This window comes from Aureimonas sp. AU20 (genome assembly GCF_001442755.1).
Lineage (GTDB): Bacteria > Pseudomonadota > Alphaproteobacteria > Rhizobiales > Rhizobiaceae > Aureimonas.
Genome location: NZ_CP006367.1, coordinates 2,868,722 through 2,891,470 on the forward strand (window position 1 = coordinate 2,868,722; position 22,749 = coordinate 2,891,470).

24 protein-coding genes are annotated in these 22,749 nt (G+C 66.2%); 14 read left to right on the forward strand and 10 right to left on the reverse strand.

Features of this window, described 5'->3' with window-relative positions:
* The first annotated feature begins 289 nt into the window (after positions 1-289).
* Positions 290-1,246, forward strand: coding sequence for an SGNH/GDSL hydrolase family protein (locus M673_RS12820; RefSeq protein WP_244493179.1), 957 nt, complete (start codon positions 290-292; stop codon positions 1,244-1,246).
* A gap of 24 nt (positions 1,247-1,270) precedes the next feature.
* Here M673_RS12820 and M673_RS12825 read toward each other — a convergent pair whose 3' ends face one another.
* On the reverse strand, positions 1,271-2,428 hold the full coding sequence (locus tag M673_RS12825; RefSeq protein WP_061976416.1) for an acyltransferase family protein: 1,158 nt from the start codon (positions 2,426-2,428) through the stop codon (positions 1,271-1,273).
* Positions 2,425-3,486, reverse strand: coding sequence for an acyltransferase family protein (locus M673_RS12830; protein ID WP_061976417.1), 1,062 nt, complete (start codon positions 3,484-3,486; stop codon positions 2,425-2,427). The genes M673_RS12825 and M673_RS12830 overlap by 4 nt, the downstream gene beginning before the upstream one ends.
* A 190-nt stretch (positions 3,487-3,676) precedes the next feature.
* On the opposite strand from M673_RS12830, the gene M673_RS12835 reads away from it, so the two are divergent.
* Positions 3,677-4,894, forward strand: a complete 1,218-nt coding sequence (locus M673_RS12835) for a glycosyltransferase family 4 protein (RefSeq protein WP_061976418.1) — start codon at positions 3,677-3,679, stop codon at positions 4,892-4,894.
* A gap of 37 nt (positions 4,895-4,931) precedes the next feature.
* On the opposite strand, the gene rirA is transcribed toward M673_RS12835, so the two are convergent.
* Positions 4,932-5,405 carry an iron-responsive transcriptional regulator RirA gene (rirA, locus tag M673_RS12840; RefSeq protein ID WP_061976419.1) on the reverse strand — a complete coding sequence of 158 codons (474 nt, stop codon included), beginning with the start codon at positions 5,403-5,405 and terminating at the stop codon, positions 4,932-4,934.
* Positions 5,406-5,706: 301 nt separating this feature from the next.
* Between rirA and M673_RS12845 the strand changes: the two genes are divergently transcribed.
* From M673_RS12845 to M673_RS12870, 6 genes are all read left to right on the forward strand, one after another.
* Positions 5,707-6,609 carry an ABC transporter permease subunit gene (locus M673_RS12845; protein WP_061976420.1) on the forward strand — a complete coding sequence of 301 codons (903 nt, stop codon included), beginning with the start codon at positions 5,707-5,709 and terminating at the stop codon, positions 6,607-6,609.
* Between the two features lie 4 nt (positions 6,610-6,613).
* Positions 6,614-8,080: a high-affinity branched-chain amino acid ABC transporter permease LivM gene (livM, locus tag M673_RS12850; RefSeq protein ID WP_061976421.1), complete on the forward strand. Its 1,467-nt coding sequence runs from the start codon at positions 6,614-6,616 to the stop codon at positions 8,078-8,080.
* A 2-nt stretch (positions 8,081-8,082) separates the two neighbouring features.
* Positions 8,083-9,090: an ABC transporter ATP-binding protein gene (locus tag M673_RS12855; protein ID WP_061976422.1), complete on the forward strand. Its 1,008-nt coding sequence runs from the start codon at positions 8,083-8,085 to the stop codon at positions 9,088-9,090.
* Complete coding sequence (locus M673_RS12860) at positions 9,087-9,857, forward strand: ABC transporter ATP-binding protein (RefSeq protein WP_061976423.1); 771 nt, start codon at positions 9,087-9,089, stop codon at positions 9,855-9,857. The genes M673_RS12855 and M673_RS12860 overlap by 4 nt, the downstream gene beginning before the upstream one ends.
* The gene (locus tag M673_RS12865; protein ID WP_061976424.1) at positions 9,857-10,213 is read left to right on the forward strand and encodes a DUF6867 family protein; all 357 of its coding nucleotides are present in this window, start codon (positions 9,857-9,859) and stop codon (positions 10,211-10,213) included. Before M673_RS12860 ends, M673_RS12865 begins: the two co-directional genes overlap by 1 nt.
* 155 nt (positions 10,214-10,368) lie before the next feature.
* Positions 10,369-11,475: a branched-chain amino acid ABC transporter substrate-binding protein gene (locus tag M673_RS12870; RefSeq protein WP_061977833.1), complete on the forward strand. Its 1,107-nt coding sequence runs from the start codon at positions 10,369-10,371 to the stop codon at positions 11,473-11,475.
* Between the two features lie 149 nt (positions 11,476-11,624).
* On the opposite strand, the gene xylB is transcribed toward M673_RS12870, so the two are convergent.
* A complete protein-coding gene (gene xylB, locus M673_RS12875; RefSeq protein ID WP_061976425.1) occupies positions 11,625-13,085 on the reverse strand; it encodes a xylulokinase in 1,461 nt (486 codons plus the stop codon).
* Positions 13,086-13,292: 207 nt separating this feature from the next.
* Between xylB and M673_RS12880 the strand changes: the two genes are divergently transcribed.
* The 5 genes from M673_RS12880 (at position 13,293) to M673_RS12900 (ending at position 16,735) form a co-directional block, all read left to right on the forward strand.
* A complete protein-coding gene (locus tag M673_RS12880) occupies positions 13,293-14,150 on the forward strand; it encodes a D-amino-acid transaminase (RefSeq protein WP_061976426.1) in 858 nt (285 codons plus the stop codon).
* 63 nt (positions 14,151-14,213) lie between these two features.
* Entirely contained in the window at positions 14,214-14,783 is a 570-nt protein-coding gene (locus M673_RS12885; protein WP_061976427.1) for a biotin transporter BioY, read from the forward strand.
* A gap of 20 nt (positions 14,784-14,803) precedes the next feature.
* Entirely contained in the window at positions 14,804-15,478 is a 675-nt protein-coding gene (locus M673_RS12890) for an energy-coupling factor ABC transporter ATP-binding protein (RefSeq protein WP_061976428.1), read from the forward strand.
* Positions 15,475-16,065 (forward strand): energy-coupling factor transporter transmembrane component T family protein, encoded by a 591-nt coding sequence (locus tag M673_RS12895; protein ID WP_061976429.1) that lies wholly within the window; start codon positions 15,475-15,477, stop codon positions 16,063-16,065. Before M673_RS12890 ends, M673_RS12895 begins: the two co-directional genes overlap by 4 nt.
* Before the next feature lie 64 nt (positions 16,066-16,129).
* Positions 16,130-16,735 carry a TIGR00730 family Rossman fold protein gene (locus M673_RS12900; protein ID WP_061976430.1) on the forward strand — a complete coding sequence of 202 codons (606 nt, stop codon included), beginning with the start codon at positions 16,130-16,132 and terminating at the stop codon, positions 16,733-16,735.
* A gap of 64 nt (positions 16,736-16,799) precedes the next feature.
* On the opposite strand, the gene rarD is transcribed toward M673_RS12900, so the two are convergent.
* The 4 genes from rarD to cysS all read right to left on the reverse strand — a co-directional run bounded on the left by rarD (position 16,800) and on the right by cysS (position 20,718).
* Positions 16,800-17,720, reverse strand: coding sequence for an EamA family transporter RarD (gene rarD, locus M673_RS12905; RefSeq protein WP_061976431.1), 921 nt, complete (start codon positions 17,718-17,720; stop codon positions 16,800-16,802).
* Between the two features lie 123 nt (positions 17,721-17,843).
* Positions 17,844-18,305, reverse strand: coding sequence for a GFA family protein (locus M673_RS12910; protein WP_061976432.1), 462 nt, complete (start codon positions 18,303-18,305; stop codon positions 17,844-17,846).
* A 26-nt stretch (positions 18,306-18,331) separates the two neighbouring features.
* The gene (pip, locus tag M673_RS12915) at positions 18,332-19,285 is read right to left on the reverse strand and encodes a prolyl aminopeptidase (protein ID WP_374755554.1); all 954 of its coding nucleotides are present in this window, start codon (positions 19,283-19,285) and stop codon (positions 18,332-18,334) included.
* Positions 19,282-20,718: a cysteine--tRNA ligase gene (gene cysS, locus M673_RS12920; RefSeq protein ID WP_061976433.1), complete on the reverse strand. Its 1,437-nt coding sequence runs from the start codon at positions 20,716-20,718 to the stop codon at positions 19,282-19,284. The genes pip and cysS overlap by 4 nt, the downstream gene beginning before the upstream one ends.
* A 296-nt stretch (positions 20,719-21,014) precedes the next feature.
* On the opposite strand from cysS, the gene M673_RS12925 reads away from it, so the two are divergent.
* Positions 21,015-21,200, forward strand: coding sequence for a hypothetical protein (locus tag M673_RS12925; protein ID WP_061976434.1), 186 nt, complete (start codon positions 21,015-21,017; stop codon positions 21,198-21,200).
* Between the two features lie 64 nt (positions 21,201-21,264).
* On the opposite strand, the gene M673_RS12930 is transcribed toward M673_RS12925, so the two are convergent.
* Complete coding sequence (locus tag M673_RS12930; RefSeq protein WP_061976435.1) at positions 21,265-21,450, reverse strand: hypothetical protein; 186 nt, start codon at positions 21,448-21,450, stop codon at positions 21,265-21,267.
* Between the two features lie 208 nt (positions 21,451-21,658).
* On the reverse strand, positions 21,659-22,699 hold the full coding sequence (locus M673_RS12935) for a M42 family metallopeptidase (protein ID WP_061976436.1): 1,041 nt from the start codon (positions 22,697-22,699) through the stop codon (positions 21,659-21,661).
* Positions 22,700-22,749: the final 50 nt, after the last annotated feature.

The following is a 22,749-nucleotide window of genomic DNA, read 5'->3' on the forward strand; positions in this document are numbered from 1 at the left end:
TTTCCTACGGCAATGCGTTTTGGCGCGGTAAGGTTATCGCGGGGAAGCCGGGCAGTTGCTCGGGTCTTCTCTCACCTCGTCATGGTGACAGCCAAGCAACACGGGCTTGCCTGGATTCACCTTGTCTTCCGTTGCTTGTCACGCCGGGCGGAAACCGCCCTGGACTCCCACCCGGTCGCCAACAGGAGCATCCATGCCTCAGCCCGCCCGTGCGGCCATCCTCTCTCTCGCTCGCGCGCTTGGGTCAAGCGCGATGCTCCTGGCCTGTGTCTCGGTTGCTGAAGCCGAGATGGTGGAGCGGCCCGGACGCTGGATCGGGCGCGTGAATGAGAGGGAGCGCTTGTTCAGCTGGCCGGGCAGCGGCTTCGCCCTCAGATTCCAAGGTCGCCGGTTGGAACTCCGCCTCCAGACCGATGGCGAGAACAGTCTCGTTGCCCAGATCGACGGGGAGCGGCGGCGGATCGACCTCGCGCCCGGCGCTCGAAGCTACACGCTGTTCGATGGTGCTGCCGGTCGACACGACGTGCGGCTATTCAAGCGCACCGAAGGCGATGTCGGCCAAGTCGGCTTTCTCGGCGCCGAAACGGACGGGCATTTCCTTCCGGCCCAGGCGCCGGAACGGCGCGTTCTCGTGATCGGCGATTCGATCTCGGCGGGATACGGGATCGAGGGCGCTGGACCGGACTGCCCGTTTTCGCCGGGCACGCAGGACCAGACGCAGACCTATGCCGCCCTGGCCGCGGCGCGCTTGGAAGCGGAGACCACGACGCTGGCCGCCTCGGGCCGCGGCCTCGTTCGCAATTACAGCGGCGCCCGCACCGGGACGATGCTTGCGCTGATGGACCGCGCCCTGCCCGGCGAAGCGCGGCCGACCGCGCCTGCCCCCGGTCCGTTCGATCTCGTTCTCGTGCATCTCGGCACCAACGATTTCAGCGGAGAGGACAAGCCGGAGGGGTTTGAGAAAGCCTATGTCGAGCTTCTGCAAACCCTGCGCCAACGCTACCCCGAAGCGCCGATCTACGCTCTGCTGGGGCCCATGCTCGGGCCCGAGCCTTTCACTGAAGCGAGCCGGGCGATCGAGGGTGCGGTGGCGAGCCGGCGCGGAGCGGGGGACGAGGCGGTGCGCTTTCTCGCCTTTCCCCCGCCCCCGTCTTCATTCGGCTGCGACTGGCATCCCGGCTTGGCGGCGAACCGCGAAATGGCCGATCGTCTGGTTGCGCGCCTGAAGGCCGATCTGGGCTGGTAGCGCCGGCGGGTAGGGTCGTCGCGCCTAACCCTGCACCGCGTCAGTTCCCGGCTTGGCGAGCCTTGCGTCCGGCCGATGCGCGGCGAGGTTCCGGCCGAGGGCCTGACCGGGTTTCTCGATCAGCCGCCACGTTATCGCCGAGAGGATCAGCGTGCCCACGAGAATGACGAGCAAGACGGCGATCTCGCCGGCCCAGTTATTGGCCATGACCTTGGTGTCCGGCGACACGTCGACAAAGAGCGAAAGCCCCAAGCGCTTCTCCAGCAGCGTTCCGACATTGGTCAGCCGCGCGATGACGAAGGCATGGGTCATGTAGATGGAATAGGACAGGAGCCCGAGAAGCGCGAACGGCCGCGTCTTCAATGCCCGACTGATCGCCCCGCCCTCATGGGCGAAGACGAAGATCGCGGCGGCGAAGACCAGCGGCGCGGCAACGGAAACGCCCGACGTGCCGTAGAGGCTGACGAAGGCGGCGACATACGCGACCGTGGCCAGTTCCGCGACGGTCCAGCGCGCGGCGCGATCCGTGCGGACTTCTATGCGCAACGTGTCCCACAGACGCAGGCGAAGAAACGCGCCGAGCGCGAAACCGGCGAGGCAACGAAGCCAGCCGAAGTCCACATGCGCTTCGATATGACCAAGCCTTGCCAGAAGGAACGCCAGCCCGCCGAACGCGATCACCGGCAGGAGAAACAGCAACTGCCGGGGCAGCCAGACCGCCAACGCGGCGAAGACGAGGTAGGAGACGAATTCGGCGGAGATGCTCCAGCTCGGATAGTTCCAGCCGAGACTCGGCACGAAGCCGAGCGAATGGGTCAGAAGCGCATTGTGCAGAAGGGCGATCGGCGTGCTGCCGCCTTCGCTGGGTATCCCCCGGACGCGAAGGACCTCGAACAGCAGGAACACTAGCAGCATCGCCAGATGCAGGGGGTAGACACGCCAGAAGCGGGATTGGATGAAGGAGGCCCAACGTTTCTGGACGATCAGACGCTCGCCCCAGGCATGGGCAATGACGAAGCCGGACAGGACGAAGAAAAAGTCCACGAACAGGAAGCTGTGGCGCACGAATCCCAACTGCCCGATCGGCCCCGCGATCGGCGCATGGAGAAAGATCACCATCACGGCACAGACGCCGCGCCAGCCGTCCAGCGCGTCGAAGCGCGTGTCCTGTTTCGCGATCACGACAGGCTCGCTCCCTTTGGCTGCTTTCCCTGGAAGCCGCCCGGCGCGGCCGGCGAGGAGCGGGCCGACAGACGCGTGGTGAAGCCGAGCAGAGGCTTTTCGAGCAGTCGGTAGCAGACGATGCCGGCCAGCGCAGCGACGACGGTAAGGAAGGCGACGAAGGGCAAGCCGCCCACAAGCCCCAGCAGCAAGCCGGTGGAACTCCAGACCTTGGCCATGGCCGGCAGGACGATCGCCTGCGTCAGGTACAGCGAGTAGGACGCGTCGCCCAGAAGCAGCATCAGCGGATGGCCGGCCCGGCCGGGGGCGCGCCGGCCCAGCGCCGCACCGCCGACGATCAGCGCCGCCGGCAGGCCGGCTTTCAGAAAGCGCGAGAGCTCGACCGGTTCGAGCCAGACGAGAGCGACGAAGCCGACCAGCGTCACGATCATTCCGGCCCCGGCGTCGATCCGCAAGTTGCGGCGGTAGGCCATACCGATCAGAAGGCCGAGCCCGAATTCGAGAAGGATCGGTTGGGCATAAAAGGCGGGGATCGCAATCCCGGCCTGCCCCAGCCCAACCAGGAGAAGCAGCACGGCAAGGATGATCCAGGCGCGGGCACCGCGAGGCGCGAACAGCGCCGCCGCCATGACGAGATAGAAGGCCATCTCGTAGTTCAGCGTCCATCCCGGAATCAGAACCGGGAAGAGTTCGCCAAGCTTGGGATGGGCCATCGGCACGAAGAAGAGCGAAGCGAGGAGGTGCTTGGGATCGAAGACGGTGGACGACAAAAGGTCGGGCCGCAGCAGCGAGACACCGGCGATGAGGAGCGTCAGCGCCCAGTAGAGCGGCACGATCCTCAAGATGCGCCGTATCATGAACTCGGCAGGACGGGGCTCGGACTTCTCGGCGGCGACGAAGATGATGAAGCCGCTGATGACGAAGAAGATGTCGACGCCGAGCGCCCCCACGCGAAACGGATTGTCCATTCCCGTCTCGCGCCCGAGCAGGTCGAACGCGTGGAACACCACGACCATCAAGGCGGCGATCCCGCGCAGATACTGGATCTGGATGATCATGACGTGCCAGCCTCGTGATGAAGGGAAAGGCTAGCGCAGGATCGTTAACGGGCATTCAATCCCGAAGCGCTACTTGGCGTTTCACCTTCCGCGACGGTTCGGGACAAGATCATGCTGGGAACACCGCCTATCCAAGCTGCAGGGGCCGCCGCGTGACAGCCAGTCTTCGCCGCTGCAAAGCGGTCGTCGCATGATCCGCAACCGGACGATCCTGTTCCTGCACCAGAACTTTCCCGGCCAGTTCCTGCATCTCGCCCGGCATCTGTCGCGCGAGAACCGGGTCCTGTTCCTCAGCCGCAAGACGCCGAACCGCTTGGCGCGGGTGCGGCTGGTCGAATACGATCTGCATCGCGAGCCCGACGCGCGCATCCATCCCTATCTCTCGGGGCCGGAGCGCGGCATCCTGCATGGGCAGGCGGTGGTGCGCGAACTCTTGAAGCTCAGGCGGGAGGGCATCCGGCCGGACCTCATCGTCGGACATACGGGCTGGGGGGAAACGCTCTTCGTCAAGGACGTCTTCCCCGACGTGCCGCTGCTCAGCTATTTCGAATTCTATTACAGCACGCTCGGGGCGGATGTCGGCTTCGACCCGGAATTTCCATCCGACCCGGATCTCAAGTTCCGGCTGCGCATTCGCAACCAGGCCATTCTCTCCTGCCTGGAGGCGACCGATCGCGGCCTGTCGCCGACGCGCTGGCAGCAGGAACGCCTGCCCGCCCCCTTCCGGTCGAAGGTCGCGGTGATCCATGACGGTGTCGATACGGACGCGGTTCGCCCCGGGCAGGAGGCGAGCGTCACGCTGCCGAACGGGCGCAGCTTCGATGCCGCGACGCCTGTCGTCACCTATGTCGCGCGTAACCTGGAGCCCTATCGCGGCTTCCACATCTTCATGCGGGCGGTGCAGCCGATCCTAGATCGCAACCCGGCAGCGGAGGTGATGATCGTCGGAGGCGACGATGTCAGCTATGGCTCGCGCCTGCCCGGCGGCGAGACCTATCGCGAGCGAGCCCTGCGCGAGACGCAAGTCGATCTCTCGCGCGTCCACTTCACCGGGAAGCTGCCCTACGCGACCTATCTGAACCTGCTGCAGGTCTCGGCCGCGCATGTCTATCTCACCTACCCGTTCGTCCTGTCCTGGTCGATGATCGAGGCGATGGCGACGGGTTGCCTGCTGGTCGCCTCGCGCACGCCGCCGGTCGAGGAGGTGATCCGCGACGGCGAGAACGGGCTTCTGGTGGATTTCTTCGATGTCGATGCCATCGCCCAGCGCGTCACGCAGGCGCTGCAGGACCCGGAGCGTTTTCGCCCGTTGCGCGCAGCGGCACGGCGCACGGCGGTGGAGCGCTACGATTTGTCGCGGGTCTGCCTGCCGCAGCACGTCGGGCTTCTGGAGGAGATGCTGGGGTAGCTCGATGGGCTCCCCTTCGATCCCAACCGGCAGCCTGCTAGTTCAGCGCGGCCGCCAGAGCCGGCGCTGGTGCGGGCACGCCGAGGCCCAGGCGATGATGGATGGCGCCGCTGGAATTCACCAAGCCTTCGATCGTGTAACCGCCGAGCGTATTGAGGAAGGCGTTCAAGGCTTCACGCAGCGCCGCGTTCAAGGCGCAGCTGTCGATCAGCGGGCAATCCACCGCGCCGGTCTCGAAGCATTCCGCCATGGCGAAGCTTTCCTCCGTCACTTCCACGACAGCGCGCAACGTGATCTCCCGCGCCGGCCGGGCAAGCCGAATGCCGCCGTTGCGACCGCGCACCGTCTGCACGAACTTGGCCTCCACGAGGGGCTGAAGGATCTTGAACAGGAACAGCTCGGAAACATTGTAGGCCGACGCGATCTCGCCCACCCGGCTCAGCCGATCGGTGTTGGCGGCGCAGTACATGAGAATGCGAATGGCATAATTCGTCTGGCGGGTCAGGCGCATGGCGCACTCCATCGAGGCGCGCCGTATCGAACGGCGAACGCGGTCGTTGATCCCATCATTAGAAGAATTCCAAGTTGAAGGGAAGACGCCCGTACCCGCATGGGGTTGGCGCGGCTTTTGCACGCCGATCGTGACACTTCCGTGTCGCACCGATGCGTTTTCCACGATGCCGGGGCCACGACCCATTGGCGAAGCATTCACTGATTGCTAAGAAATTCGCCATGCCTCTTCGAAGGGCGCGCCTTTCATTCCGCGCAGCGCCCGAAGTTCGAACGAGTTTGGCGCGAAACAAAGGCGTTTCATGGATTATTTTCTTCAACAGCTCATCAACGGAGTGACGCTCGGCTCCATCTATGGGCTGATCGCCATTGGTTATACGATGGTCTACGGCATTATCGGCATGATCAACTTCGCCCATGGCGAGGTCTTCATGATCGGGTCGTTCATCGCGCTGACCGTGTTCCTGATCCTGACCGCCGTCGGGCTTACCTTCCTTCCGCTGGTGCTGCTCATCATGGTGGTCGTCGCCATGATCTTCACCGCGCTCTGGGGCTGGTCGATCGAGCGCATCGCCTATCGGCCGCTGCGCGGCTCCTTCCGCCTCGCGCCGCTCATCACCGCCATCGGCATGTCGATCTTCCTGCAGAACTTCGTGCAGCTTGCCCAGGGCGCGCGCGTCAAGCCGCTGCCGCCGCAGGTTCAGGGCTCGATCGTGCTGACGGACGGCGTGCAGGTCTCCTACATGCAGATCGTCATCGTGCTGACGACGCTCGTTCTCATGGCGGGCTTCACGATCCTGATCACACGCACGCCGCTCGGCCGCCAGCAGCGCGCCTGCGAGCAGGACGCCAAGATGGCCTCGCTGCTGGGCGTCAATGTCGACCGCACGATCTCGCTGACCTTCGTCATGGGCGCCTCGCTCGCCGCCGTCGCCGGTACGATGTACCTTCTCTATTACGGCGTGATCGACTTCTACATCGGCTTCCTCGCCGGCGTGAAAGCCTTCACCGCCGCGGTTCTGGGCGGCATCGGCTCGCTGCCGGGCGCCATGCTCGGGGGCCTCGCCATCGGTCTCATCGAAACCTTCTGGTCGGGCTACTTCTCGGTGGAATACAAGGACGTCGCCGCCTTCTCGATCCTGGCGATCACGCTGATCTTCCTCCCCTCCGGCCTTCTCGGCCGCCCGGAAGTGGAGAAGGTCTGAGATCATGGCCACCACGCCCAACACCCCCTCCTCGTCGCCGGTCGGCGCCGAGCGCGAGTTCGAGAACCAGCGCGACGCCGTGCGGGGCGAAGCGCCCTTCACGCCCGAGCCGGAATTCCGTCTCTCCTTCCCGCAGGCCTTTCGCGAAGCCGCCATCACCGCCGCCATCGTCGGCTTGCTGACCTTGTTCTTCGTGGCGGTGCGCAGCGACATCGCGCCCGGCGGCCTTCTCCTCTACACGCGCTGGGACCTTTGGCTGACCTTCGTCGCCATCGCCTTCGGCGTGCGGCTCGTTCTGAGTCTCGCTTTGTTCCAGCGCCGCGCCGCCGGCGCCTCGGGCAAATCCGCGAAGACGGTGAAGAGCGTCAAGGCCAAGGGCGGCCTGACGATCGGCAGGGTGCTGAGCGCGCTCTTTCTTCTTGTGGCGCTCGTCCTGCCCTTCCTGATTCAGCTCGTCTTCCCCTCCAGCTCGCGCTACCTGATCGATCTTTCGATCCTGATCCTGACCTATGTCATGCTCGGCTGGGGCCTCAACATCGTGGTCGGGCTCGCAGGCCTTCTCGACCTCGGCTATGTCGCCTTCTATGCCGTCGGCGCCTATTCCTTCGCGCTGCTGGCCATCAATTTCGAACTGGGCTTCTGGGTCTGTCTTCCCATGGCCGGCCTCTTCGCCGCTCTCTGGGGCATCATTCTTGGCTTCCCCGTGCTGCGCCTGCGCGGCGATTATCTCGCCATCGTCACGCTGGCCTTCGGCGAGATCATCCGCGTCGTGCTTTTGAACTGGGGCGCCTTCACCGGTGGCCCGAACGGCCTGCTCGGCATTCCCCGCCCGACCTTCTTCGGCCTCGATTTCGGGCGCGGCGAAGGCTCGTTCTCGGCCTTCTTCGGCATTCCCTACGACAGCCTGCACCGCTTCATCTTCCTTTATTACATCATCCTGGCCCTGGCCCTTCTGACGAACTTCGTGACGCTGCGCCTCCGCAAGATGCCGGTCGGCCGCGCCTGGGAGGCGCTTCGCGAGGACGAGATCGCCTGCCGCGCGCTCGGCATCAACACCACGAACGTCAAGCTCACGGCCTTCGCCACGGGCGCCATGTTCGGCGGCTTCGCCGGCTCCTTCTTCGCCACGCGCCAGGGCTTCATCTCGCCTGAAAGCTTCACCTTCCTGGAATCGGCGATCATCCTCGCGATCGTGGTTCTGGGCGGCCTCGGCTCGCAGCTCGGCGTGGTCTTCGCCTCGCTGGTGATGATCGGCGGCATCGAGCTGATGCGAAACCTCACCTTCATCCAGGACATTCTGGGTAACGACTTCGACCCCGGCCGCTACCGCATGGTGCTGTTCGGCGTCGCCATGGTGGCGATCATGGTGTGGAAGCCGCGCGGCCTCGTGTCGTCCCGCCAGCCCTCGGCGGTCTACAAGGAACGCAAGGCCATCGGCGCCGACATGGTGGCGCAGGGCGAGGGACACTGACGATGACGAACGCACAGCCCATCCCCGCCCCCCTCGGTGCCGAGCCGCGCCGCTGGCTCGACGATCCCGTGCTGACCGTCGAGCATCTCACCATGCGCTTCGGCGGCCTGGTCGCCATCAACGACCTGTCCTTCTCGGTCGGGCGCGGCGACATCACCGCGCTGATTGGCCCGAACGGCGCCGGCAAGACCACGGTCTTCAACTGCGTCACCGGCTTCTACAAGCCGACCGAGGGGCGCATCTCGCTGCGCCGCGGGCGCGGCATCACCGACGAGGCCGTGGCCGAGCTCACCCGTTCGGGCGCGCAGAGCCGCAAGACGCCGCAGGGCGAGGTCTTCCTGCTGGAGCGCATGAGCGACTTTCGCATCACGCGCACGGCGGGCGTCGCCCGCACCTTCCAGAACATCCGCCTGTTCGGCGGCATGACCGTGTACGAGAACCTGCTCGTCGCCCAGCACAACGCGCTGATGCGCGCCTCCGGCTTCACGATCGCCGGCCTGTTCGGTCTGCCGGGCTACCGGCGGGCGCGCGAGGCGGCGCAGGATCTGGCGGTGGACTGGCTGAAGCGCACCGCGCTGCTGCATCGGGCCGACGACCCGGCTGCCGACCTTTCCTATGGCGACCAGCGCCGACTGGAAATCGCCCGCGCCATGTGCACCGGTCCCTCGGTCCTGTGCCTGGACGAACCGGCGGCGGGCCTCAACCCGCGCGAATCGGCCGAGCTGAACGAGCTCCTGCGCTCGATCCGCTCCGAGTTCGACACCTCGATCCTCCTGATCGAGCACGACATGGGCGTCGTCATGGAGATCTCGGACCACATCGTGGTTCTCGACTACGGCAAGAAGATCTCGGACGGCACGGCCTCCGAGGTGCGCAACGATCCCAAGGTCATCGCCGCCTATCTCGGCGTCGACGACGAGGAAGTGGAAGCGGTGGAAGAGAAGCTGGACAAGGGCGATGTCGAGGGCGCGGTGCAGAGCGTCCACCTGAGCGGAGGGCCCGAGGCATGAGCATCGCCGACGCGACCCAGAGCCCCGCCATCGTAACGCCCGCCACCCAGCCGCTTCTCAGCATTCGCGGCGTCGAAACGTTCTACGGCAAGATCCAGGCGCTGAAGGGCGTCGATCTCGACGTGAACGAGGGCGAGATCGTCACGCTGATCGGCGCCAACGGCGCCGGCAAGTCGACCCTCATGATGACGATCTGCGGCAATCCGCGCGCCCGCGCCGGGCAGATCCTCTATGCCGGCGAAGACATCGCGCAGCTTCCGACCCACTCGATCATGTCGCGGCGCATCGCGCAGTCTCCCGAAGGACGGCGCATCTTCGGCCGCATGACCGTTCTGGAAAATCTCCAGATGGGCACGACGCTGGTCGGCCCCGCGCATTTCGATGAAGACCTGCGCCGGGTGTTCGACATGTTCCCGCGCCTCAGGGAGCGCGCCTCGCAGCGGGCGGGAACCTTGTCGGGCGGCGAGCAGCAGATGCTGGCGATCGCCCGCGCCCTGATGGGCCGCCCTCGCCTGCTGCTTCTGGATGAGCCCTCGCTGGGTCTGGCGCCCATCGTGGTGAAGCAGATCTTCGAGGTGATTCGCGAACTCAACCGCACGGAAGGGCTCACGGTCTTCCTGGTGGAGCAGAACGCCTTCCACGCGCTTCGCCTCGCCCATCGCGGCTATGTCATGGTGAACGGGCGAATCACCATGAAGGGAACGGGTCGCGAACTCCTCGCCCGCGAGGAGGTGCGCAGCGCCTATCTGGAAGGAGGGCACCACTGATGAATCCCGAAAACGCCCTCCTATGGGAAGTCTCGCTCGTCGAGTTCGTAATCGTGACGCTGGTGATCGGCGGCGGCCTCGCCTTTGCCGTGGGCCGTTCGTCGGCGCGCAGCTGGGGCGGCTGGAGCTTTCTGGTCTTCGGTGTCGCGCTTCTGACGCTGGCGATCCGCTTCCTGCACTTCAGCCTGTTCCACGGCTCGTTCTTCCTGCCGCCGGCCACGTTCGGCACGGCGCTTCATTACGGGCTGGTGGATTTCGTCATCCTCCTCGCCTTCGCGGCGGCCGGGCGGGTGACGATGCGCTCGGCCCAGATGGCGCGGCAGTACCGCTTTCTCTCGGCCACCGAGCGGCGCTGAGCCTCGACTTCACTTTTCGCGCAAAAACGCGTCGAAAACAGGTTTTGCCTATTTTCGACGCGGGAAAGCTGGTCTTTAATCCCTCGACCGCAACAGCTTGAATCCGCTCATGAAGAGCGGACGGGGCGGCCTGAGATCCAATGGGGAAGTTCGACATGAAAAAAGCGTTCCTGGCCGGTGTGGCCTTCAACGTCCTCCTTTCGGGTGCCGCCTTCGCCGACATCACGATCGGCGTCGCCGGCCCGATGAGCGGCCAGAACGCGGCCTTCGGCGAGCAGCTCCGCATCGGCGCCGAGCAGGCGGTGGCCGACATCAACAAGGCGGGCGGCGTCAACGGCGAGCAGATCAAGCTCTCGGTCGGCGACGATGCCTGCGACCCGAAGCAGGCGGTCGCCGTGGCGAACCAGTTCGCCTCGCAGAAGGTGCCGTTCGTGGCCGGCCATTTCTGCTCGGGCTCCTCGATCCCCGCGAGCCAGGTCTATGCCGAAGAAGGCATCGTCCAGATCTCGCCGGCCTCGACCAACCCGGACTTCACCGACAAGCGTGCGGGCGACGGCATCTATCGCGTCTGCGGCCGTGACGATCAGCAGGGCGAAGTCGCCGGCAAGTACATCGCCGAGAACTTCAAGGACGGCGCCGTGGCCGTGCTCGACGACAAGTCGGCCTATGGCAAGGGCCTCGCCGACCAGACCACCAAGTTCATGGAAGCGGCCGGCAAGAAGCCGACGATTTCCGAATCCTACACGGTCGGCGAGAAGGACTTCTCCTCGCTCATCACCAAGATGAAGCAGGCCGACGTCAAGCTGATCTATATCGGCGGCTACCAGACCGAAGCCGGCCTTATCGCCCGTCAGGCGAAGGAACAGGGCCTCAAGGCCAAGGTCATGTCGGGCGACGCGATCGTGACCGACGAATACTGGGCGATCACCGGCGACGCCGGCGAAGGCACGCTGATGACCTTCTCGCCCGATCCGCGCCGCAACCCGCAGGCCGCGCCGATCGTCGCCGAGCTGGAGAAGCAGGGCAAGACGGCCGAAGGCTACGTGCTCTACACCTACGCCGCGATCCAGGCCTGGGCAGAAGCCGCCAAGAAGGCTGGCTCGACCGACTTCGACAAGGTCACCGCCGCGCTCAACAGCGACTCGCTGCCGACCGTCATCGGCGACCTGAAGTTCGACGCCAAGGGCGACGTGACCCTGCCAGGCTACGTCATCTACGAGTGGAAGAGCGGCAAGTACGACTACCTCAGCGCTTCCAAGTAAGCATCGGTTCTCCGGGCGGCGCGCAAGCGTCGCCCGTTCCGGTCTGAGACGAAAAAGCCCGGCCGCATCGCAGCCGGGCTTTTTCGTGTTGTCCGTTCAGCTTGTCTGCCGGGAAAGTCTCCCTCGCCCGTCAGACAAACGCGTTCGTATCAGTGACGCCGCGCGGCATCCTTCAGCGCGGGATAAAGCGCCTGATAGCGTTGGTGCGCGGCGGCGAAGCTTTCCACCAGCGCCGTCTCGGGCTCGAAGCGCGCCGAGATCGGGGGGTCGACCATGACGCTGGCCGGGTCCGCCCCGGTGGCGGCGCAAAGGCCGAGACGCGCAGCGCCGAAGGCCGCGCCGAAATCGCCCGCCGCCGGCAGCGCGATCGGCGTTTCCAGAACGCTCGCCATCATCTTCAGCCAGAGTTCAGAGCGCGAGCCCGCGCCAACAGCGATGAGCTGGCGAACCCAGGAGGCATCGGGCGCGGCGTCGAGACAATCGCGGATCGAGAAGGCGACGCCCTCCATGACGGCCCGCGTCATGTCCTCACGCGTCGTGTCCGCTTCGAGGCCGATAAAGGCGCCGCGCACGGCCGAATCATTGTGCGGCGTCCGCTCGCCCGAAAGGTAGGGCAGGAACAGGAGCCGGCCCGGCGCTTTCAGCTCAGACCCGACCGCCGCCGTCAGCTCGCCCGGTTTTTCCTTCATGACATGCGACAGCCATTCGATGGAGCCGGCGGCCGAGAGCGTCACGCCCATCTGGTGCCATAGGCCGGGAATGGCGTGGCAGAACGTGTGGAGCGCGGTGTCGGGCACCGGATCGTAGCCCGCGCTCGCCGTGAACAGGACGCCGGACGTGCCGAGCGACAGGAAGCCCGTGCCCGGCCGCGTGACGCCGACGCCGCAGGCCGAGGCCGCGTTGTCGCCGCCGCCGCCCGCCACGACGACGCCGGAGCCAAGGCCCCAGCGCGCGGCCAGTTCGGCGCGCAGCGTGCCGCTGACCTCGGTGCCTTCCACGAGGCGCGGCATCTGCTCGACGGTGAGTTCGGTGCGCTCCAACATCTCGCTGGACCAGTCGCGAGCGCCGGTGTCGAGCCAGGCAGTGCCGGCCGAATCCGACATGTCCGACACGGCCTCGCCGGTCAGCCACAGGCGCAGATAATCCTTCGGCAGGAGAACGCGGCGGACCTTGGCGAAGATCGCCGGCTCGTTGCGCGCCACCCAGAGAAGCTTGGGCGCGGTGAAGCCGGGGAAGACGATGTTGCCGGTGATCGCCCGCGACTCTTCGTCGTCGAGCTCGTCGGCTTCCTCGTGCGAGCGCGTGTCGTTCCACAGGATGCAGGGACGTAGCACCGCGTCGTCGGCGCCGATCAGCGTCGCCCCGTGCATGTGTCCGGACAGGCCGATGCCGGTCACGCCGGCGAGCAGCTGCGGATCACGCGCGTTGAGCTCGGCGATCACGGATTCGCAGGCCGCGATCCAGGACGCCGGGTCCTGCTCGGACCATCCGAAATGGGGCCGCTCCACCGTCAAGGCGGCCGTGGCGCTGGCCAGCGGCTTCTGGTTCTCGTCGATCACCAGCGCCTTCAGGGACGAAGTGCCGAGGTCGAGCCCGAGATAATGACCCATGCGAACGCGAAGCCTCCAAAGGCCCGCTTCTTGCCGCGGGCAGATTGCCGTTCCGATCGGCGAGGAAGGGGTCGGCGCGCCATTCCGCGGCCCGGCGCCTTCCCTCGCCCTGCTCTTTCCATAAGGACTTTTCTTTCGCGACGCGACTCTTCGCGCTACAGCAGCCGTCGAAAGACCGGACCGCCGGAAAGCAAGGGATAAGCGCCCATGAGCCGCATAGTCTACGTCAATGGCGCCTATGTGCCGGAAGAAGAGGCCAAGCTCTCGATCTTCGATCGTGGGCTCCTCTTTGCCGACGCGGTCTACGAGGTGACGGCGGTGATCGAGCGCAAGCTGCTCGACTTTCCCGGACACATGGCCCGGCTGCGCCGCTCGCTGGCCGAGCTGAGGCTGCCCTCACCGGCCACGGACGAGGAGATCCTCGCCATTCACCGCGAGCTTCTCCAGCGCAACGCCCTCACCTTCGGCCACATCTATCTCATGGTGACGCGCGGCGCGGCCGATCGCGACTTCGTCTGGCCGAAGGACGGCACGCCGCCGAGCTTCATCCTGTTCACGCAAGCGCGGGACGGCGTAGAATCGCGCGAGGCGCGCGAGGGCCTGCGGGTCGTCAGCGTTCCCGACCTGCGCTGGGCGCGGCGCGACATCAAGACCGTGCAGCTTCTCTACCCCTCGCTTGCCAAGATGGAGGCCAAGCGCCAGGGCAAGGATGACGCCTGGATGGTGGAGGACGGGTTTGTTACCGAAGGCACGTCTAACAACGCCTATATCGTGACCGAGAGCGAGCGGATCGTCACCCGCGCCCTGTCCAACGCCATTCTTCATGGCATCACCCGGGCCGCCATCCTGCGCGGCGCGGCGGAAGCCGGGCTGGAGGTCGAGGAACGGCCCTTCACGCTGGCGGAAGCGCAGGGCGCGCGCGAGGCCTTCGTCACCTCGGCCGGCGCCTTCGTGACCCCGGTGGTGGAAATCGACGGCTTGCCCGTGGGCGACGGCGCGCCCGGCCCGATCGCCCGGCGGCTCCGCGCGATCTATCTCGACGAGGCGCTGCGCACAGGGCTTTGACGCCTTCACCCGCTCTCCCTATGAAGACTTCGTGAAGTGGCCCATTCCGCCGGAGACCCGCCCGTGAGCACCCGCGACATCGTCCTGATCGCCCTGTTTGCCGCCATGATGGCGGTTCTCGGCGCCTTCCCGCCGCTCATGCTGCCGCTGATCGCGATTCCGATCACCGCGCAGTCGCTCGGCCCCATGCTGATGGGCGGCATTCTCGGCGCGCGGCGCGGCGTGCTCGCCATGCTGCTCTTTCTCGTTCTGGTCGCCATGGGCCTGCCGCTCCTGTCGGGCGGCCGCGGCGGTCTTGCGCCCTTCGTCGGTCCCTGGTCGGGCTTCATCTATGGCTGGGTCGCGGCGAGTTTTGTGATCGGCTGGCTGGTGGAGCGGCGCTGGGATCGGCTCGGTCCGGTGTCGGCCTTCGCCATCTGCGCGCTCGGCGGCATCGGCGTCGTCTATGCCGTGGGCGTGCCCTGGTATGCGATGATGGCCAAGCTCGATCTCGTCACCGCCTTCGCTTCGTCCGCGATCGTCTTCATTCCCGGCGATCTCGTGAAGGCCGCGCTGGCGACGGCCGCGATCCTGATCGTCAAGCGCGCCTATCCGCTGATCCAAGGCGGCTCGCTGCGCGCCGCCCGGTCCTGACGCGCGAAAAGGGACATCGCATGATCGAGTTCGATTCGGCGTCGCTCGAGCGGGGCGGCCGCGTGGTTCTCGATCGGCTGGACCTGACGTTGAGCGAGGGGCGGATCGGCGTGATCGGGGCCAACGGCTCCGGCAAGTCGAGCTTCGCGCGGCTTCTCAACGGGCTTCTGCTGCCGACCACGGGCACGGTGCGCGTCTTCGGCCTCGACACGGCCGAGAAGGGGCGCGAGGTGCGGCGCCATGTCGGATTCGTTTTCCAGAACCCGGACAACCAGATCGTCTATCCCACGGTGGGCGAGGATCTCGCCTTCGGCCTGAAGCCGCTGAAGCTGCCCAAGCCCGAGATCGCCGCCCGCGTTTCGCACGCCCTCACCGACGCCGGCCTCGGCGGCTTCGAGGAACGGCTGACGCATGAACTCTCGGGCGGCGAGCGCCAGATGGTGGCGATCGCGGGCGTGACCATTCTTCGCCCCGATCTTCTGGTGCTGGACGAGCCGACGACGCTTCTCGACCGGCGCAACAAGCGCCGCGTCATGGACGCGCTCGCCGTCATGCGACGCCATGTCGTCATGGTGACGCACGATCTCGACCTTTTGGATGGCTTCGACCGGGTCCTGGTGTTCGAGGACGGACGGCTGGCCGACGATGCCCCGCCGGCCCAAGCCATCCAGACCTATCTGGCGCTCACCGCATGATCGGGAGCCTCTACCGGCCGGGGGCAAGCCCGCTTCACCGCGCCTCGCCGGGGGGAAAGCTCGCGGCGCTGGCGCTGTGCGGAACGCTCGTGGTCCTCGTCGGCGATCCGCTTCTGATGGTGGCGCTGTTCTGTCTCAGCCTCGCGCTGTTTCGCGCGGCCGATTTCTCGCTCGTCACGGCGTTGCGGCAGATGCGCCCGGCCCTTCCCGTGCTCGCCGTCCTGTTTCTTTTCCAGCTCTGGGCGGTGGATGTGTCGGCAGCCGCGCTCGTGGTCCTGCGGCTTGGAACATTGCTTCTTCTGGCCGCGCTGGTGACGCTGACGACCCGCGTTTCGGACATGACGGAGACGCTGGAGCGGGCGCTCGGCCCTTTTCGGCGCTTCGGTATCGATCCCGAGCGGGTCGGGCTCGCGATCTCGCTCGCGATCCGTTTTTTGCCGGCGCTCGGCAGCGTGCTCGCCGAGGTGCGCGAGGCGCAGCGGGCGCGCGGGCTCGATCGCAGCATGCTGGCGCTCCTCGTGCCGCTTCTCCTGCGCACCCTGAAGATGGCGGACGAAGTCGCCGAGGCGATCGATGCGCGAAGCTGACGCGGCGCAGCATTTTGGCTGAAAGCGCCTTGACCCGAAGGCCGAGCCGGCCGACTTTCAGGGCATGACGACGATTCGATCTCTCTGCGTTTACTGCGGCTCCGCTTCGGGCCGCGATCCTTCCTACGTGGTAGCGGCCCAGGCGCTCGGCACCGCCATGGCGCATCGCGGCATCCGCCTGATCTATGGCGGCGGCACGCGCGGCATCATGGGCGCGGTGTCCGACGCGGTGATTGCCGCCGGCGGTCAGGTGACTGGCATCATCCCGCGCTTCCTGATCGACATGGAAGCCACGGAAAGCGAGTTGAAACGGCTGGACGAGCTGGTGATCACCGAGGACATGCATGAGCGCAAGCACATGATGTTCGAGCGTTCGGACGCCTTCGTCGCCCTGCCCGGCGGCATCGGCACGCTGGAGGAACTGGTCGAGATCATGACCTGGAGCCAGCTCGGCCGCCATCGCAAGCCGATCGCCATCGCCAATGTGGACGGGTTCTGGGACCCGTTCTCCAGCCTGCTCGACCATATGCGCGAGGCCGGCTTCATCCACACTGCGCATCAGGTTCGCCCGATCATCCGCGATCGGATCGAGGATCTGCTTCCGGCCATCGAGGCGGCGGCGGTTCCTGCCGAGCGCGCCGGCGTCGAAGCGGTGATCGAGCGTCTCTGACGGGCAATCGCAGACGGATACAAAAAGGGCGGCCCGCGAGCCGCCCTTTTTCGTTGAGGCTCGACTATTCCGCCGGGCAGGCTTGGCGAATCGAAACTCGCGCGGGGCGCCGTGCCGCGAACATCGACCAGGTGTAGAGCGCGAGCGCCGCCCAGATGAAGGCGAAGGCTACACCCTGCCACACGCCGAAGGGCTCGCCGAAAACGAACACCGCCGTCAGCGCGATGAAGGTCGGCGCGATGTATTGGAGCAGCCCGACCGTGGTGAAGCGCAGCATGCGAGCGGCGGCGGCATAGAGGATTAGCGGAATGGCGGTGACCGCGCCGGCGCCGATCAGAAGCAGCGTTTCGGGCGCATTCTCAGCAAAATGCCCCTGCCCGCCATTCGCGACCCAGCCGGCCAAAAGCAGCGCCGGCACGAAGAGAATCGCGATCTCGAGAAAGAACCCTTCGCTTGCGCCGACAGGCACGGTCTTGCGCATAAGGCCATAGAGGCCGAATGAGCCGGCCAGCAGCAGCGAGATCCAGGGCAGGCCGCCGGCCTTCACCGTCAGGATCAGGACGCCGAAGGCGGCCAGCGCGATTGCGGCGGCCTGCGTGCGATTGGGCCGCTCGCCGAGGAAGACGGCCGCGAGAAGCACGTTGATCAACGGGTTGATGTAATAGCCGAGCGCAGCTTCGACGCCATGACCGGTGACGATCGCGACGACATAGGTGCCCCAGTTGATCGAGATCAGCCCGGCCGTGATCGTCATCAGCCCGAGAATGCGCGGCGTGACCAGCTGGCCGATCGTCCTGAGCTGACCGCCCTTTGCCAGAATGAGGACGGCGAAGGGCAGAGCCCAAAGAATGCGATGGGCGACGATCTCCACCGGCGAGACATGCGAGAGCGCCTTCATATAGATCGGCAGCACCAGGCCCCAGATCAGAAAGGCGGAGATCGCGTAGACATATCCGCGCGGCGTTTCGGCGGGTTGGTCCGACATGGCGTCACCTTCGGGGCTTTGGGGTCGCGACCCGACTTCTACCAGCCGGGGTGAGCGACGACACCCGATTTCCCGTGATGGATCCATCAACGAAACGAATGGATCAGGCCGGGCAGCGGCGTCTCAATCGTGGTCGGGATGCTGGAAGGATCGGATATCGGCGAGATAGGGATGCTCCCCCGCATCCTCCTGCGTGCTGCGCACCGGCAACGACGGGAGCTCGTCGACATAAGGCAGCTTGCCCTCGCAGCCGAACTGGATTTCAGGACGAACGGCGGACGGGTCGTCGAAGGCGCCGATGCTGAGCGCCGGCCCCTCGGGCGCCTCGTAGGTCAGCGGCGTGCCGCAGTCCGAACAGAAGCCACGCAGCACGTCCGTCGACGAGCGAAACCGATCGGGCTCACGCTTCGTCCAGCGAAGCGTGGCGGGATCGACCGACACGAGCGGGGCGTAGAAGGCGCCGAACGCCTTCTGGCACATGCGGCAATGGCAGATGGAGGCCTTGCCGAGCGCGCCTTCGATGCGAAAGCGCACGGCCCCGCATTGGCAGCCGCCGGTGTGGATGGGTCGGTTGTCGAGGGTCATGGTCGCGCTTCCCGTTGGACAGGCCTTCAGTTGGCGAAACGATCCGTCGCGGCCAGGAGCCGGTCAAGGGTACCGGGCTCGGAAAAGGCGTGACCGGCGTCTTCCACGATCTGCAGTTCCGAGCCGGGCCAGGCGCGGTGCAGGTCCCAGGCCGTCACCGGCGGCGTCACCACGTCGTAACGCCCCTGCACGATGACGGCGGGGATGCCGACGAGGCGTCCGGCCTCGCGGATGAGTTGCCCTTCCTCCAGCCAGAGATCGTGGATGAAAAAATGGTTCTCGATGCGGGCGAAGGCGATCGCCGTGTCGCTGGCGCCGAAGGCCCCGACCCCGTCGCGGATCGTGCGCATCGAGACGGTGCGCGCTTCCCAGTCCGTCCAGCTGCGCGCCGCCTGGGCGCGCACCGCGCGGTCGGGATCGTCCAGCCGGCGATGATAGGAGCGGATCGGGTCCCCCCGCTCTTCCTCGGTGAGCGGCGCGATGAAGTTTGCCCATTCGTCCGGGAAGAGGCGGCTCGCGCCTTCCTTGTAGTACCAGTCGAGTTCGGCGCGCCGCCCGGTGAAGACGCCGCGCAGCACCATTTCGCTCACACGCTCGGGCCGGCTCTGCGCATAGGCCAACGCCAGGGTCGAACCCCAGGAGCCGCCGAACAGCATGAAGCGGTTGAGACCAAGATGGTCCGCGACCCGATCGACATCGGCGACGAGATCGGGCGTCGTGTTGGCGTCCAGCGAGCCCAGCGGCATTGAGCGGCCACAGCCGCGCTGGTCGAACAGGGTAACGCAGTAGCGCGCGGGGTCGAAAAGGCGTCGATGGGCCGGGCTGCATCCGCTGCCCGGCCCACCATGCAGGAAGACCACCGGCTTGCCGGCCGGATTGCCGCATTGCTCGACATAGAGCGTGTGCCCGCCGCCGACCGGCAGCCGCTCAGTGCGGAACGGCTGGATCGGCGGATAGAGCACGCGCGGCGGCTGGATCAACGCTTCAGTTCCCAGGTGGTGACGCGCTCGCCGGTCGCGGGGTCCTTGCCGTCCTTGAGGAGAACGCCTTCCTCGGCGAGCTCGGCGCGGATGCGGTCGGCCTCTGCGAAGTCCCTGGCCTTGAGATGGTCGAGGCGCGCGGCGATGCGCTGGGCGACGTCGTCGCTGACGCCGCTCTCGCGAACCGGATGGATGCCGACCAGCGCCAGGCTCGCCAAGGCCTCGCCCGCCCGCCCCTCGTCGAAGAGCTGGTGAATTCGGCTGATCGCCACCGAACCCGAAAGATCGTCGCTGAGGGCGGCGAGAAACGCCTCGTCCGGCGCCTCGGCGGCCCGGGCGTCGGCCTCCCGGGCGAAGCGCTCCCAGCGGTCGAGTTCGCGCACGGCCTCCTCCAGCCGCGCGGCGGTGAAGTCGATCGGCTCGCGGTAGTGCGTCTTCAGCATGAGGAGGCGCACGGCTTCGCCCGGCCAGCGCCGGCCGCCGACCTTGTCGGTCTCCAGCACGTCAGCGATGGTGACGAAATTGCCCTCGCTCTTGGACATCTTGCGTCCGTCCACCTGCACGAAGCCGTTGTGCAGCCAGACCTCGGCCATCTTCTCGGTGCCATGCGCGCAGCAGCTCTGGGCGATCTCGTTTTCGTGGTGCGGGAAGATCAGGTCGAGCCCGCCGCCATGAATGTCGAAGGTCCGGCCGAGATAGGCCTCGCTCATCACCGAGCACTCGATATGCCAGCCCGGGCGGCCGCGACCCCAGGGGCTGTCCCAGCCCGGCTCCTCGGCGGACGAAAGCTTCCACAAGACGAAATCGCCCGGGCTGCGCTTGTGCGCTTCCACGGCGATCCGCGCGCCGGCCTGCTGCTCGTCCAGCTTGCGATGCGAAAGCGCGCCGTAGCTTGGCATGGAGGAAACGTCGAACAGGACCTCGCCGCCCGCGACATAGGCGTGGCCGCGTTCGATCAGCGTCTCGATCATCGAGACCATGTCCGGCAGGCCGTCGCCGCGCGGCGTAACGAAGCTGGTGGCACGCGGCTCGACGCTGGGCGGCAGCGTGCCGAGCGCGGCCACGTCCTTGTGGAACTGCGCGGCGGTTCCCTCGGTCACGCGCGCGATCGCTTCGTTGAGCGGTAGGTCCGGGTGGTCCCGCAGCGCACGCGCGTTGATCTTGTCGTCCACGTCGGTGATGTTGCGGACATAGATCACCCGCTCCGCACCGTAGAGATGGCGCAGGAGGCGGAACAGGATATCGAAGACGATCACCGGCCGCGCGTTGCCGATATGGGCGAAGTCGTAGACGGTCGGCCCACAGACATACATGCGAACGCGCCGCTCGGCTTCCGGCACATCGTGCGAAGCATGCCAATCCAGCGGCAGGAAGCGCTCCTTGCGCCGCGTCAGGGTGTTGGTCAGGAAAAGACCCCGAAATCCGTCGTCCAAAACCACGTCTCCAGCTGAGCCCGACCGGGCTGAGGCCGTCCTGCTACAGCCAAACGGCCTCGGGCACAAACACCGCGAATTCATCAGCCGGGGGTCGCGGCCGCCTCAAATTCGCCGCGAAGCATTGCGCCGCACTGCGCAAAGTCTTTCGCAGTGCATCATGTCACAATCACGCAACATTCCCGCGCTGCAACGATTTGTTAAGTATAGATTTAGGGATTTTTCAGTCCGACGCCCCTAAACTGTCGCAATCGGAATGCTTCTTTCTTTCATCGCATTAGCAGTGAGCCGCCGTTATGACCCGCGCCAACATCGTCTTCAAATCCCGCAGCGAGCGTGAGCGGGAACGCGAAAACGATCTCCTGAAGAATTATCGCGAGATCGGGATCGCCGCGATCGCCGCCGCCGCGCATGTGTCCTGCCGCAAGGACAAGGGCGCCGAGCCGAAGCGCAAGGCCGCCAACGGTTCGCATACCGACTGATATCTATCGAAGAGCATCGAACCCGCGCGGACCGCATGAACCCCCGCGCGGGTTTGGCGCGCTTTCAGCCCGCCCAGATCGCGTAGATCCCTTCGAACAGGGTGACGCCCGCCAGCGGTCCGACGAAAAGCAGCAGAAGATTGAGGCCCAGGAGCCACATCAGCACCGACTCTTGACGCTCCGTCAGCCGGCGCGGTGGCTTTTCCGGCCATTCCGGCGGCACCCATTCCCGCTTGGTGTCGAGATACATCGGCTCTCTCCCCTCGATGCGGACGAGGCGGAAGGGACACCGCGAGCCCCAGGGGTTGCGGCTTCGCCGGGCGGTACGAGCCGGCGCACCTTCAAACCTTCGTGACACTGAGAGCTAGGCCGTGGGGCAGCCGTCGCAAGGCGCGGCATGGTGCCGCCCCGCGATGGGGAAAGACAGGGGAAGCGCCGAGGCCCTTCCCCCTTTGCGCTCAATGAGAGGCGATGAAGGCGGCCAGAAGATCGCGGGCGGCGAGCGCGTCGCGCCGGTCGATCATCTCGCCGACCGTGTGGATGTAGCGCGTGCCGACCACGATGCCGATGGCGCGTGCGCCGCTGGCGGCTTGCTGCAGCGAAGCACCGTCCATGCCGCCGCCGGCGAGGATCGTGCGCTGCACCGGGATCGACCCGGCCTCGGCCACCGCTTCGAACTCCTCCACCAAGGCGACGTCGGCGATGAAGGACCCATCCTTCAGATGCAGGCCGGCGCCCTTGCCGAGTTCGGTGGTGCGGTCCTTCTCCGGCACGCCCGGCGTGTCGCAGGCGAGCGTGGTGTCGACGCCGATGCCAATATGCGGGCGCCTGGCGAAGGCGACCGTCTTGGCGCCGCGCAGCCCGACCTCCTCCTGCACGGTGAAGGCCACGATCAGCTCGCAGCGATGCGCGCGCTTCTCGTCCACCAGCTTGCGCACGGCCTCCAAGCCCAGCCAGCAGGCGATGCGATTGTCGATCGCCTTGGAGACGATGCGCTCCTCGCCGAGTTCGAGGAAGGGCTCGTCCATCACCACGAAGTCGCCGACGCGGACCTTCTTCTTGGTTTCCGCGCCGAGGCCGAGATCGACGAAGAACTCCGTCGGCTCGGGCACCTTTTTTCGGTCTTCGGGCGAAACCGTGTGGATCGGCTTGCCTTCGGCCATCATGACGCCCTTGTAGTCCCCCTTCGGGGTGCAGACGCGAACGCGCCGGGCAAACAGATTGCGCGGATCGAAGCCGCCCACGGGCGAAACGTTGATGAAGCCCTTGTCGTTGATATGGCTGACGAGAAAGCCGATCTCGTCCATGTGGCAGGCCAGCATGATGCGCTCGGGATTCTCGCCCTCGCCCTTTCGCGTGCAGACGAGATTGCCCATCACGTCGGTTTCGATCGTGTCGAACAGGCCCTTCGCCTCGGCGGCGATGAGGTCGCGCACCCGGTGCTCGTGGCCGGGCACGCCGGGCGTCTCGCACAGGCGCTTGAGAAGATCGATGTTCATGCGGGCAGGCCTTCCTCAACCTATCGGCCCGGCGTGCGCTGCGGCCGGCC